Source organism: Colwellia sp. BRX10-4 (assembly GCF_014077465.1).
GTDB lineage: Bacteria > Pseudomonadota > Gammaproteobacteria > Enterobacterales > Alteromonadaceae > Colwellia_A.
Genome location: NZ_JACGVZ010000007.1, coordinates 88,739 through 101,468, shown reverse-complemented (window position 1 = coordinate 101,468; position 12,730 = coordinate 88,739). Strand labels below are relative to the sequence as shown.

At 37.9% G+C, this 12,730-nt stretch carries 12 protein-coding genes; 7 read left to right on the top strand and 5 right to left on the bottom strand.

All coding sequences use genetic code 11. The features are described from left to right. Positions 1 to 19 precede the first annotated feature (19 nt). The 5 genes from gluQRS to panC all read left to right on the top strand — a co-directional run bounded on the left by gluQRS (position 20) and on the right by panC (position 4,765). Positions 20 to 946: a tRNA glutamyl-Q(34) synthetase GluQRS gene (gene gluQRS / locus H4J67_RS08105; protein ID WP_182175381.1), complete on the top strand. Its 927-nt coding sequence runs from the start codon at positions 20 to 22 to the stop codon at positions 944 to 946. A gap of 204 nt (positions 947 to 1,150) precedes the next feature. After that, positions 1,151 to 2,533, top strand: a complete 1,383-nt coding sequence (gene pcnB / locus H4J67_RS08100; protein WP_182175379.1) for a polynucleotide adenylyltransferase PcnB — start codon at positions 1,151 to 1,153, stop codon at positions 2,531 to 2,533. Continuing rightward, positions 2,533 to 3,024 (top strand): 2-amino-4-hydroxy-6-hydroxymethyldihydropteridine diphosphokinase, encoded by a 492-nt coding sequence (gene folK, locus H4J67_RS08095; RefSeq protein WP_182175377.1) that lies wholly within the window; start codon positions 2,533 to 2,535, stop codon positions 3,022 to 3,024. The genes pcnB and folK overlap by 1 nt, the downstream gene beginning before the upstream one ends. A gap of 80 nt (positions 3,025 to 3,104) precedes the next feature. After that, entirely contained in the window at positions 3,105 to 3,902 is a 798-nt protein-coding gene (gene panB, locus H4J67_RS08090; protein WP_182175375.1) for a 3-methyl-2-oxobutanoate hydroxymethyltransferase, read from the top strand. Positions 3,903 to 3,919: 17 nt separating this feature from the next. Then, entirely contained in the window at positions 3,920 to 4,765 is an 846-nt protein-coding gene (gene panC / locus H4J67_RS08085) for a pantoate--beta-alanine ligase (protein WP_182175373.1), read from the top strand. A 105-nt stretch (positions 4,766 to 4,870) separates the two neighbouring features. Here the strand turns inward: panC and H4J67_RS08080 are convergent, their stop codons facing one another. From H4J67_RS08080 to H4J67_RS08060, 5 genes are all read right to left on the bottom strand, one after another. Continuing rightward, positions 4,871 to 5,008: a hypothetical protein gene (locus tag H4J67_RS08080; protein WP_182175371.1), complete on the bottom strand. Its 138-nt coding sequence runs from the start codon at positions 5,006 to 5,008 to the stop codon at positions 4,871 to 4,873. A gap of 254 nt (positions 5,009 to 5,262) precedes the next feature. Then, entirely contained in the window at positions 5,263 to 6,891 is a 1,629-nt protein-coding gene (gene panP, locus H4J67_RS08075; RefSeq protein WP_182203436.1) for a pyridoxal-dependent aspartate 1-decarboxylase PanP, read from the bottom strand. A 407-nt stretch (positions 6,892 to 7,298) separates the two neighbouring features. Beyond that, on the bottom strand, positions 7,299 to 8,021 hold the full coding sequence (locus H4J67_RS08070; protein ID WP_182175367.1) for a tRNA (guanosine(46)-N(7))-methyltransferase TrmB: 723 nt from the start codon (positions 8,019 to 8,021) through the stop codon (positions 7,299 to 7,301). Then, a complete protein-coding gene (locus H4J67_RS08065; RefSeq protein ID WP_182175365.1) occupies positions 8,021 to 8,794 on the bottom strand; it encodes an ABC transporter permease in 774 nt (257 codons plus the stop codon). The genes H4J67_RS08070 and H4J67_RS08065 overlap by 1 nt, the downstream gene beginning before the upstream one ends. A 1-nt stretch (position 8,795) precedes the next feature. Continuing rightward, positions 8,796 to 9,731 (bottom strand): ABC transporter ATP-binding protein, encoded by a 936-nt coding sequence (locus H4J67_RS08060; protein ID WP_182175363.1) that lies wholly within the window; start codon positions 9,729 to 9,731, stop codon positions 8,796 to 8,798. A gap of 167 nt (positions 9,732 to 9,898) precedes the next feature. On the opposite strand from H4J67_RS08060, the gene H4J67_RS08055 reads away from it, so the two are divergent. Beyond that, positions 9,899 to 12,226, top strand: a complete 2,328-nt coding sequence (locus tag H4J67_RS08055) for a S9 family peptidase (protein WP_182175361.1) — start codon at positions 9,899 to 9,901, stop codon at positions 12,224 to 12,226. Between the two features lie 137 nt (positions 12,227 to 12,363). Continuing rightward, positions 12,364 to 12,729: a DUF2059 domain-containing protein gene (locus tag H4J67_RS08050; protein ID WP_182203434.1), complete on the top strand. Its 366-nt coding sequence runs from the start codon at positions 12,364 to 12,366 to the stop codon at positions 12,727 to 12,729. Position 12,730 lies beyond the last annotated feature (1 nt).

Here is a 12,730-nt window from a genome sequence, read left to right as displayed (position 1 = left end):
ACGTTAACGTATTCATTATATGAATCACGACAAAATTAATATTACGCGGCCACAATATTTGAGTAAATCTACGACTCAATATCGTGGCCGTTTTGCTCCATCCCCTTCGGGTTTCCTTCATTTTGGTTCTTTAATCGCCGCACTCGCCAGCTATTTACATGCAAAAAATCAGCAAGGTTTATGGTTAGTTCGTATTGAAGATATAGACCCACCCCGTGAAATGCTCGGCGCCAGTGCTGCAATTTTAACAACACTCGATGCTTATGGACTCCACTGGGACGAACCTGTTTTATATCAAAGTCAGCAAAGCGATTTATATAGAGACGTTTTAAAAAAATTAGCAGAACAAAAACTCACCTACCACTGCCAATGTACACGCGCTGAAATCAAAGCTCAGGGCGGGATTTATCAAGGTCAGTGCAGAAATAAAAATCATCCGCAAACAAATAGTGCTACGCGATTACGTAATCTCCACGGTATTTATCACTATCATGATTTAATACAAGGTGATTATTTTTGTCCGCAACAGCTTGCCAAAGAAGACTTTATTTTAGCCAGAAAAGATGGGCTATTTGCTTATCAACTTGCTGTTGTAGTCGATGATATTTATCAAAATATTAGCCATGTTATTCGAGGCTGTGATTTACTTGACCCAACGGTAAGGCAGTTAAGTTTTTATCAACAACTGGATTATCAAGCGCCACAGTTTGGCCATATTCCATTAGCCGTTGATGCAACTGGTTTTAAACTCAGTAAACAAAACAAAGCCCCTGCCATTGATAATAACAACCCAACCCCTTCCTTAATCGCAGCCCTTAATTTTCTTGGACAACATCCACCTAAAGATCTTTATGCTTACTCAGCCTTGCAAATCATAGAGTGGGCGATCGAAAACTGGTCTACAGATGCGATCCCTAAGCAGCAAGAAATAGCATTTTGTCAGTAATATTCAAGTAAAACGGGTGTTTGTTGAATTTTCAAACGTTTTATATTCTCTTTTATTGCCCCGTGATATATTATTGTAGCCAATAAAAAAGTGAAACGTAGCATTACAAGATGTTTCAACTTCCCACATTATCCAATCAAGGCCAGTATTATCAAAAGTGTTATCAACTTGTGTAAAAGAGTATTGGGCAAAGCCTCTAAAAAAATGGCTAAAAGCTCAACTAAAATTCAGCCGACCACAGGCTCTACTGTTTTAACACGCGACCAGCATAATGTTTCTCGTAAGAAAATGAGCAACAACGCTTTAAAAGTGCTTTACCGCTTAAATAGTGGTGGCTATGACGCCTATTTAGTCGGTGGTGGTGTACGTGATTTATTATTGGGTTTAGAGCCAAAAGACTTTGATATAGCGACTAATGCGACTCCTGAACAAATTAAAGATTTATTTCGCAATTGTCGATTAATAGGCCGCCGCTTCCGGTTAGCTCATATTGTTTTTGGCCGTGAAATTATTGAAGTAGCAACATTCCGTGGCCACCATGAAAATGCGCCAGAGAAAGAGCAAAGTTGCCAAAAGACTTCAAAACAAAGTGAAGACGGCATGTTACTGCGTGATAATATTTATGGTTCTATCGAAGAAGACGCTGAACGTCGTGACTTTACCATTAACGCACTTTACTACAGTGCAAAAGATTTTAAAGTACATGATTTTGCTAACGGTATTGGCGACATTAACGCTAAATTAATCCGTTTGATTGGTGATCCTGAAACACGATATCGTGAAGATCCGGTTCGTATGCTACGTGCAATTAGATTTGCCACTAAGCTAGATATGACCATTAGCCCAGAAACAGAAGCGCCAATTGCTGAATTAGCTCCTTTAATGGCAAACATACCTCCGGCAAGAATGTTCGAAGAATTTTTAAAGTTATTTATTGCTGGCAAAGCGCAACTTACTTTTCAGCAGTTAAGAAAGTATGATTTATTTCGCTATTTTTCCCCAGCAACTGACCAAATGCTAAGTAAAGGCAATCATCCGCATATTGAACGTTTTATCGTTCAAGCCCTGGAAAATACCGATAGCCGTATTAATAATGAACAACGCGTCACCCCAGCATTCTTATTTGCCGCAATGCTTTGGTATCCACTGCAAAGTCATGTTGAACGTTTACGTAGTGCACAACCACAGCTGTCACCCCAAGATGTATTTTTTGCTGCTTTAAGCGAAATAATGTCTGAACAACAGCGCAGTATAGGTATCCCTAAACGTTTTCAAGCCGTAATGAAAGATATATGGATCCTGCAAGATAAGCTAAGTCGTAGAGATGGTAAACGTGCTTATAAGGCGCTAGAACATCAGAAATTCCGTGCGGGTTATGATTTTCTTTTACTGAGAGCCCAAATAGAAGCAACACCTGAAAATCCAGCATTAGAAGAGTTAGCAAAGTGGTGGACTGACTTTCAAGTGAATGACCACAATACGCAAGAATTGATGATAAAAAGTATTGCCCAATCACGAACTACCAGCCGTAGAAGCCCTAGAAAACGTCGGGTTGTTCGCGAAGACAAATCGAACAGTACTGATTAATGGCGTTAGTCTATGTAGGATTAGGCAGTAACTTGTCTGATCCACAAAAACAAATAAAACTTGCAGTTGCGTCCTTAGCACAAATAAAAAACACCACACTCGACGGTGTTTCTTCACTGTATTTTAGTCGCCCGATGGGACCACAAGACCAACCCGACTATATGAATGCTGTTGCCTCATTAACAACTGACCTCAATCCTTTAGATTTACTTAACGAATTACAAGCCATCGAAAATAATGCTGGTCGTGTTCGAAAAGATAATCGCTGGGGAGCACGTATTCTCGATTTAGATGTGCTTTTATACGATAATGAAACCATTAACCACGAACGCTTAATCGTGCCTCATTATGGTTTAGAGCTTCGTGAATTTGTCTTGTTACCACTTGCAGAGTTATCACCTAAGCTAACACTACCCAATGGCAAGCCTGTTTTAGCATTAAGCCAAGCTATTGCGACAAATGGGTTAAAAATTCATAGCAAGTTGCGCTAATTTAACAATTATGCGAAAGTACGCGCACTCAAATACGCTCTCTGAGTATTTACTCAAACCTTAAAAATTTTGGACTAAATATGGCTAAGATAACTACATCAACTTTGCTAAAAATGAAACAGCAAGGTGAAAAAATTTCTACCATCACCGCATATGATGCAAGTTTTGCAAAACTATTCGATCAAGCGGGTATTCACGCTATTTTAATTGGCGACTCATTGGGTATGGTTTTACAAGGCCAAGATGACACATTACCTGTTGATATAGACCATATGGCTTATCATACACAGTCGGTAAAGCGTGGTGTTACTGACACCCTCATCATTAGTGATATGCCTTTTATGACATATGCCACTAAAGAGCAAGCTTTCACTAACGCGGCAAAACTTATGCAAGCCGGTGCAAGCATGGTAAAGATGGAAGGTGGTGAATGGCTGGTTGATACAATTAAAGGCCTAGTAGAGCGCGGTATTCCAGTCTGTGCTCACTTGGGCTTAACACCACAATCTGTTAATGTATTTGGTGGGTTTAAAGTACAAGGCCGTGAAAAATCACAAGCAGATAAAATGATCGCCGACGCTAAGTTACTTGAAGCGGCTGGCGCGCAATTGTTAGTTTTAGAATGTATACCTTGTGATTTAGGTAAAGCGATTTCTACTGCTGTTTCAATCCCAACTATTGGTATTGGTGCAGGTAAAGATACCGATGGTCAAATCTTGGTGATGCACGATGCTTTGGGTATTTCCTGTAGCTATATGCCGAAGTTTTCACGTAATTTTTTGATCGATACTGGTGACATTAAAAAAGCCATTGAGTTATACATTAGCGAAGTCTCCAATGGAAATTTCCCTGGTGACGAACATATTTTTGTTAAATAGATTGTAAAATACCCTATATGAAAATAGTAAATGAGATTATCGAATTACGCCAACAAGTCACTGAATGGCGTAAACAAGGTTTAAAAATAGCGTTTGTCCCTACCATGGGCAATTTACACGCTGGACATATAGCTTTAGTAACAGAGGCTCATCGTCACGCTGACAAAGTGGTTGCCAGCATATTTGTTAATCCCATGCAATTTGGCGCCAATGAAGATATTGACAATTACCCGCGCACGCTCGACAACGATCAACAGCAATTAGTCTCTGCTAACACTGATTTACTCTTTATCCCCTCTGCTCAAATGATTTATCCTAAAGGGCTAGATAAGCAGACTTATGTTGATGTACCCAATGTATCTGTTGGTTACTGTGGAGAAAGCCGCCCAGGGCACTTTCGTGGTGTTGCGACGGTTGTGTGTAAACTGTTTAATTTAGTACAACCAGACATCGCGTGTTTTGGTTTAAAAGACTATCAGCAAGTCCAAGTGATAAAAACTATGGTTGAAGACCTTTCAATGGCTATTGATATTATTGCTGTCGATACGGTTCGCGAAAAAAGTGGCTTAGCAATGAGTTCGAGAAACGGTTATTTAACGCCGGAACAACTTGCAATCGCACCAGCACTTGCAAAAAACATTCAATGGCTAGCACAGCAAATAAAGTCGGACCACGACTTTAGTGGTCTGATAAAACAAGCTACTCATTTGATCAATAATGCCGGTATGAAAACTGACTATATTGATATTTGTCATGCAAGAACACTACAACCTGCCAATAAAAATGATAAAGAATTAGTGATCCTCGCTGCTGCACATTGTGGTAAAGCAAGGTTAATCGATAATTTACAAGTTTTCCTCTGATAATTATTTACTGCTCGTATTAATAAATAAAGATCAAAAAAGCCGAATGTTATTTTGATAACGTTCGGCTTTTTTGTATTTACTGTGATAAAACGCGACAAAAAGTTATTCGTATGAGCGTTCTAACCATTGAATTTGCGATTGCAATTCTAAAATTTCTTTTTGCGCTTCAATTAAGGCTTGTTGAACCGATGAAATGTCAGCTTGATTGTGTTCAGATACTTCTACTGGAGTTTTTCTCATGTCGTATTCCATAATTATTACCACCACAAAATGTAATTGTGTATGAATTATTACACAACAACTTTCATAAATAAAATAACATTTATAGATCTAAATGAAACCTTATAGAACAAAAATTCATTAAAAATATATATAATCATACTTAACAGTGAGTTAAACAATATTTTTTAGGGAGATAAATAATAAAACGAAAGGAACAACTTACATAACGAAAGTAAAAGTAAAACATTTCAAGCAGAGTTACAAAATATAAGCTAAGTTAAGGGCAACAAATCAGGTAGAAAGGTTTCACTTTCTTGAGCCAATTCAAGTTGCTCGACTAGCACATCATTAAGAATTTCATTGGAGGTTAATGGATTCGCCAATACAACACGAAAAACCACCGTTTTTCGACCTTGATAACGCTGCACTTCAATACGCGTGCGTGAAACAAATGATTTACCATTTTCACGTTGACGTTTTTGAATAAATTTAGTCAGGTCATCGAGTAAATCATTAATATTATCTTGTTGTACTGCTGAACTATTTGCTAATAAGTTTTGCACCGCTTTTGGATTGTAACGATAAGTTAATAAACATAACTCTGGTTCAGTTATTAACTCAAAGTCAGCATGCTGATTAATGCGTTCTGCAAAATACCGTGCTCTGTCAATTCCTTGGTTAATCAACATTTCATAACCAGGTCGACTGATAATATGTAAGCTTGCATAAACTAACATCGCCATACCGGGTCTTGATCCCTCCAAGGTATGTGAGCCTAAATCTTTTGAACCTTTACGTAAAATATATTCGGCATGGTGTTCAATAGAAGCCACAGAAGCCGGATTTTTAAACACCACAAGGCCTGCGCCCATGGGCACATACATTTGCTTGTGAGCATCGATAGTTACTGAATCAGCGCGTTCAATTCCCTTAAGCAGTGGACGGTATTTATTTGATAATAATGTCGCGCCACCCCATGCCGCATCAACATGAAAGTGTGTTTGAAACGCCTCAGCAATATCAGCCATTTTATCTAATGGATCAATGTTACCTGTTTCTGTCGTACCAGCAACGCCAACAATACTTAATACGCGGATGTTTCTTTGTTTCAACTCAAGGCATTTTTCACGCAATTTCTGGCAATCAATGCGGTTATGGCCATCGGTAGGAATTGATATCACGCTGTCCTGACCAATCCCTAGGATATCAGCAGACTTCTTTAGTGAATAATGGCCACGGTCAGACACTAAAATCACTAAGCCATCATATTTATAATGTTTTAATGCGTTAAATAAGCCTTCTCGTGCAATACCTTTGAAATCACCATCAGCTTTCAACAAATTATTACGCGCTACCCAAAAGGCCGTTAAATTGGCGACAGTGCCACCAGAACAAAAGGCACCTAATGAATGGTTAGCACTGTGCATCCATTGCTCATAAAAATGGTCATTATCTTTATAAACCAAACGATGCATCATACCTAACACTTGACGTTCAAGTGGGGTAAATGCTTTTGATGTCTCAATTTTGACTAAATTTTGATTTAAACCCACCATCAATTTAGAAAGCGGTAAAATAAAGTAAGGTAAAGCTGAGGTCATATGACCAATAAAACTTGGGCTTGATGTATGCACTGATTGTGCAACAACTTTATCTAAAATATGGCGAGTATGATCAGAGACAAAACTAGGTTCTTCGGGAATAGCCGAGCTAGCGAAATCTTTTTCAATTTCGCTTAAGGCACGTTCTTTAGCAGCAATATGATTACCTAAAAAACCAGCAAGATTTTCTGATATTTCTTTTTCGATCAGCCCCAACGTCGAATCAGGTGCTTCTGGAATGGTAAAAATACTGTGTAAAGACTCTTGAGTCGCTTTTGCTGTGCGCTTATTCGTCGTCATACCTTGCCGCTGTAACCATGTTGGTAAGTAAACATAAAACGGCACTTTAATAAAAAATGACTGAAATGTCTTGTACTTTATTTCTATCTACCATAGAAAAATCCAGCAATACAGTCACTAGATAATAGTTGCCACGTAAACTAGCGCTAATTCTACAAGTGCTAAAGTACTCAACGCCATCATTAATACATTCTTTTTAATTAAATTATTCATCTTCAATATCCTTTTTGATTGAGTATTATTACTCATTAATCAAAAAGTAATCAAGATCTAAGCCACATACGTTAAATTGTTGATTTTTAATCAAAATAAAACTTAATTTCAAATCATAATTTACTGCTCATTAAATAAATTAGCGAGTTTCACTAACTTATTGTCAATTTTGCTAAGCAGCATAGTTGATAAAATTAAATAAAAGGTAGATATTCACGATTGAGCAATAACTGCCAGCAAGGTTGACCACTCGCTTTATATTTTGCTTCAAAAGGCGTTAAAGGCTCTTCATTAGTAATCACACTAATATTACCTAAAATACCCGCTACATCAGCAGCAAATTGAAACTCTTCTAAGTATAATCGCCAGTTACTGCGCAGAATAATTTGTTTACCAATATTAATAATTTGTGGGAATACCGCACTACCATGCCAACGCCTTTGAATATGTTTCGATTTAGGCCAAGGATTGGGATACAAAATATAATGTTTATTTACCGGCCAATTTGCTTGGTCAACTAAACGATAAAAATCATTCAAATTTGCTCTAACTAAATGGAAATTCTCAATTTTAGAGCCATCGTTATGGAGAAGTTCATCTACATTGCGATTAATGCGATGCGCTGACTTATCAACACCAATCACTAAAGCCTGCGGATTTTGTTTGGCTAAAATACGTGTACTTTGCCCAACACCACAGCACGAGTCTAAAATAATATCCCCTTGATGGGCTTTCACTAAAGCATCCATTTCGGCAAACGCTTGCTCGGTATGTGCTTGAAAAGGCTTTTGTGAGCGGTGCTGTAAATGTTTTTCAACAATTTCTTCAAGTTTTTCATGAATGCCAGGTTGATTAGTGATTATAACTCTTGAATCACCCGTCACGTTAACATCCTCTTTATCGGTATTGATAGTCATTAGCTACGTAGCCCTGTTCCTTTGGTGATAAGTGTCATTGCAATCGCATATAAGGTAATAATAAATGCCCCTAATACAGAAAATGCTAATGTTAGACTCACATCACTGATGCCTAAAAATCCGTATCTAAAAGCATTTACCATATAAACGATAGGATTTAATTGTGAAACACCTTGCCAAAAATCAGGGAGTAAACTGATCGAATAAAAGACACCACCAAGATACGTTAATGGCGTTAAAATAAACGTTGGTATAATAGATATATCATCGAAACTACCAGCAAAAATAGCGTTAATCAAACCGCCTAAGGCAAACGTGGCTGACGTTAAACTAACCGTGGCAATAATCACCCAAATATTATGAATTTGAATATCAACAAACAATAAAGAGACTAATGTCACTATCGTACCCACCAACATACCACGTGCCATACCACCACCAACATAACCGGCAACAATCACCCAATTTGGTACCGGTGCAACCAGCATTTCTTCAACATTACGTTGCCATTTAGCACTAAAAAATGACGAGGCTACATTGGAGTATGAATTGGTAATGACACTCATCATGATTAAGCCAGGCACAATGAACGACATATAATCAAACCCGCCCATTTGTCCAATGCGCGAACCGATAAGTTCACCAAAAATAACAAAGTATAAGCTAATGGTAATAGCCGGAGGGACCAGTGTTTGTACCCAGATACGCATAAAACGATTGATTTCTTTATATAAAATGCTTTTCAGAGCAATAAAGTTACTTTTTGATGACATACTATTTATTCTCCTGTTTAACTTTTTGCCCACTACCCACAAGACTGACAAATAACTCTTCTAGGCGATTACTTTTATTACGCATACTATGAACATTAATATTTTGTCCGTTAAGCTGGCTAAAAATATCATTAATAAGTTGCGACTTTTTTACATCAACTTCTAAGGTGTGGTCGTCAATCAATCGACAAGTAAATGCATCAAGCTCTGGCGCATGAGTTATGGAGTCGATATCAAAGACGATTGTTTCTTGGTCTAATTTTGACAGCAAAGATTTCATATCAGTATCTTCAACGATCACACCTGAGTCAATAATGGCAATATTTCGACAAAGCATTTCCGCTTCTTCCAAATAATGGGTCGTTAAAATGATCGTAATACCCTGTTTGTTTAATTCACGTAAGAAAATCCACATTGAGCGACGAAGTTCAATATCAACACCGGCAGTCGGTTCATCAAGAATAAGTACCTGTGGTTCATGCATTAGGGCTCTTGCAATCATCAGGCGACGTTTCATTCCTCCTGAAAGCATACGACCTGCATCGTTACGCTTGTCCCATAAATCGAGTTTTTTCAGGTACTTTTCAGCGCGTTTAAATGCTAAAGAACGTTCAACACCATAGTAACCGGCTTGATTAACTAAGATAGTTAACAAGGTTTCGAATTGATTAAAGTTAAATTCTTGTGGGACTAGACCTAAATAGCTTTTGGCTTGTTCAAGTTCTTTATCGATATCATGACCAAAAACCTTAACACTACCCGCGGTTTTATTAACCAAAGAGGTAATGATACCTATGGTTGTCGACTTACCTGCGCCATTAGGACCAAGTAAAGCAAAAAAATCACCTTGTTTAACCGTAAGATCGATACCTTTAAGTGCAGTAAAACCACCTTTATAAACTTTTTTTAAGCCAGAAATTTCTAGTGCGTTATTCATGGTTCAACCTTTTGTTTTTTGATGTGCAATAGGTGAGGTCAAATTTACTTTTTTCAACCGCTAAGTGATCATTTAAATACGGTAAAAGTGACAAATTAATCGACCAACAGCATTGCCAATTAATTGTATACAATTTAAAGTGATTGTACGCAAATTAAGGAAATATTATGCCTAAAATAAAAATAACTCGTTGGCTATGCTCAACCGCATTGACCACTGCTATTGCAGTATCATTAGCTGCTTGTCAAAACATCACCACAGAAAATACCACAAATACTAACATTAACCTTAAAAAATCAGCACCGTTAACCGTTGAACGTATTTACAAAGAGGGTGAATTTAACTCAGATTATATTTCTCGTCTACGTTGGTTAGCCGACGGTAGTGGTTACACTATCGTTGAAAAATCAGCAAAAACAAAAACAGATGAAAAAGGCAAAGAAGTCAGCATAGGTCGTGACATTGTTGTTTATAACCCTGAAACCTTACAGCGTTCGGTATTAATTTCGGCACAACAACTGACACCTAAAGGCACTGAAAAGCCATTAGCTATAGATAATTACACTTGGTCAGACGACCGTCAGAAACTGCTTGTTTATACAAATAGTAAAAAAGTATGGCGTTCAAACAGTCGAGGTGATTATTGGTTATTAGATATAAAAACCAATAAATTAATGCAACTTGGTGGCAAGAAGCCCTTAGCAAGCTCATTAATGTTTGCAAAATTTTCGCCTGATGCAAGTAAAGTCGCTTACGTGGTTGCAGACAATATTTATGTAGAAGACTTAGCAAATAATAAGGTGTCTCAATTAACATTTGACGCTGGCGATGGAAAAATCAATGGTTTATTTGACTGGGTTTACGAAGAAGAGTTTACCATTAAGGATGGTTTTCGCTGGAGCCCTGACGGTGAAAAAATTGCCTACTGGCAGTTAGACACCAGTGGTAGTAAAGACTTCATTATGATTAATAATACTGACGAACTTTACCCGACCATCACAAAATTTCCTTACCCTAAAGTGGGTGAAACAAATGCATTGCCAAAAGTTGGCGTAGTAAATTTAACCACAACAAAAACTATCTGGGCCAATCTACCCAACAACTCACGCGATATGTATATTCCACGCATGAATTGGTCAGGTAACAGTCAACAAATATTGGTACAGCATGTCAACCGCAAACAAGACACTAATATTCTTTATTTAGCTAACGCTAATACCGGTGATGTCGCCCCCGTGATGACAGAGCAAGAAGAGACCTTTCTTGATTTCTTTGACGATGCTCGCTGGTTAAACCAAGGCAACAGTTTTTTATGGACAAGTGAACGCAGTGGTTGGCGCCATGTTTTCAACATAACACGTGACGGAAAAACCGCTTTAAACTTAACGGAAGGTGACTTTGATGTAATAAGCATTCAAACCATCGACGAAGAAAACGGTTGGTTGTACTACATAGCCTCACCTGAAAATGTTGCACAGCGTTACTTATATCGCAGCAAACTTGATGGAAGTTTAAGTAATCAACGAGTCACTCCTGAAGAATTTGCTGGTACTAACAGTTACCAAATGTCGGCAGACGGGCAATGGGCGATTCATTCACACTCGACATTTAGCCAACCAACGCAGAAACGTTTAGTGAAAATTGAAGGTCATCAAACCAAACACATGATGATGGACAACAAGGTATTAATCGATAAATTAGCCCAGTTGCCAAAAACAGATCATGAGTTTTTTCAAGTAACAGCACAAGATGGTGTCGTTTTAGACGGTTATATTATTCGCCCTGCAGATTTTGATCCTAAGAAAAAATATCCTATCATTTTTTATGTTTATGGAGAGTCTTGGGGACAAACGGTTACTGATAACTGGCGTGGCAATGCCGCTATGTGGGATCAAATGTTAACTGAACAGGGTTACATAATAGCCTCTATTGATAATCGTGGTACGCGCACACCAAAAGGCAGAGAGTGGCGCAAATCAATTTACGGCGCAGTCGGTGTACTTTCTTCACGCGACCAATCTGATGCATTAACAGCAATGGCAAATCGTTGGGACTATATTGATACTGACCATGTTGCTATTTGGGGGCATTCTGGCGGTGGTTCGATGACCTTAAATATGATGTTCCGTTATCCTGAGCAATATCACGTCGGTATTTCTTTAGCACCTGTGCCTGATCAACGTTTATACGATTCTATTTACCAAGAACGCTACTCAGGTTTACTAGCTGACTTTGCCGAAGGTTACAAGCAAGGTTCACCTATTACCCATGCTAAAAACTTACAAGGTAAGCTACTGCTTATTCATGGCACAGGCGACGATAATGTTCACTACCAAGGCTCTGAACGCCTAATTAATGAATTAGTTAAGCACAACCGTCAGTTTGACTTCATGTCTTACCCGAATCGAAGCCATGGCTTGTACGAAGGCAGTGGCACAACGTTACACATTAAAACCATGATGACTAATTACTTCAATACACACTTGAAGCTGTAGCGTTTAAAATAAGAAAAATTATCTGATAAAAAATAAGGCCTCTTAATGAATGTTAAGAGGCCTTGATATAGGTAAGTCTTGCTAAAAACATATAAGCATTAGCGGTGTTATACAACAAATAATGTGATGATAAATATATGAATAAAGTAAGTGCCCTTCTTCATGAGAAAATGAATTGGCATAGTTTTAAAGAGCCAATGATAGACATTTACAGCCACAATTTTACTGAAGCAGAAATACAAGGGTTAATAACATTTTATCGTTCAGATATTGGCAGAAGTATGACTAAAAAAATGCCTTTAATTATTCAAAACTCAATCGTACTTTCACAACAGTTAATGCAAGATTTTATACCCGAAGTCCAATCTTTAGCCAAAGAGCTTAGCGTAAGTATCGAGCAATCTCGCCAAAAGAAGCAAAAAAACAAAAAAACAAAAAAAAAAAAATTCAAAGGTATTGTCAACATCTGCATTGTCAATACCTTATCCATAAATCAAGGCTAAT

What these genes read in the sequence shown, in the direction of transcription:
- folK (WP_182175377.1), top strand. Translation starts at nt 2,533, where the DNA reads ATGGCGTTAGTCTATGTAGGATTAGGCAGTAACTTGTCTGATCCACAA.
- H4J67_RS08070 (WP_182175367.1), bottom strand. Translation starts at nt 8,021, where the DNA reads ATGACTATCAATACCGATAAAGAGGATGTTAACGTGACGGGTGATTCA.
- H4J67_RS08050 (WP_182203434.1), top strand. Translation starts at nt 12,364, where the DNA reads ATGAATAAAGTAAGTGCCCTTCTTCATGAGAAAATGAATTGGCATAGT.
- panP (WP_182203436.1), bottom strand. Translation starts at nt 6,891, where the DNA reads ATGACGACGAATAAGCGCACAGCAAAAGCGACTCAAGAGTCTTTACAC.
- panC (WP_182175373.1), top strand. Translation starts at nt 3,920, where the DNA reads ATGAAAATAGTAAATGAGATTATCGAATTACGCCAACAAGTCACTGAA.
- panB (WP_182175375.1), top strand. Translation starts at nt 3,105, where the DNA reads ATGGCTAAGATAACTACATCAACTTTGCTAAAAATGAAACAGCAAGGT.
- gluQRS (WP_182175381.1), top strand. Translation starts at nt 20, where the DNA reads ATGAATCACGACAAAATTAATATTACGCGGCCACAATATTTGAGTAAA.
- H4J67_RS08065 (WP_182175365.1), bottom strand. Translation starts at nt 8,794, where the DNA reads ATGTCATCAAAAAGTAACTTTATTGCTCTGAAAAGCATTTTATATAAA.
- H4J67_RS08060 (WP_182175363.1), bottom strand. Translation starts at nt 9,731, where the DNA reads ATGAATAACGCACTAGAAATTTCTGGCTTAAAAAAAGTTTATAAAGGT.
- H4J67_RS08080 (WP_182175371.1), bottom strand. Translation starts at nt 5,008, where the DNA reads ATGAGAAAAACTCCAGTAGAAGTATCTGAACACAATCAAGCTGACATT.
- H4J67_RS08055 (WP_182175361.1), top strand. Translation starts at nt 9,899, where the DNA reads ATGCCTAAAATAAAAATAACTCGTTGGCTATGCTCAACCGCATTGACC.
- pcnB (WP_182175379.1), top strand. Translation starts at nt 1,151, where the DNA reads ATGGCTAAAAGCTCAACTAAAATTCAGCCGACCACAGGCTCTACTGTT.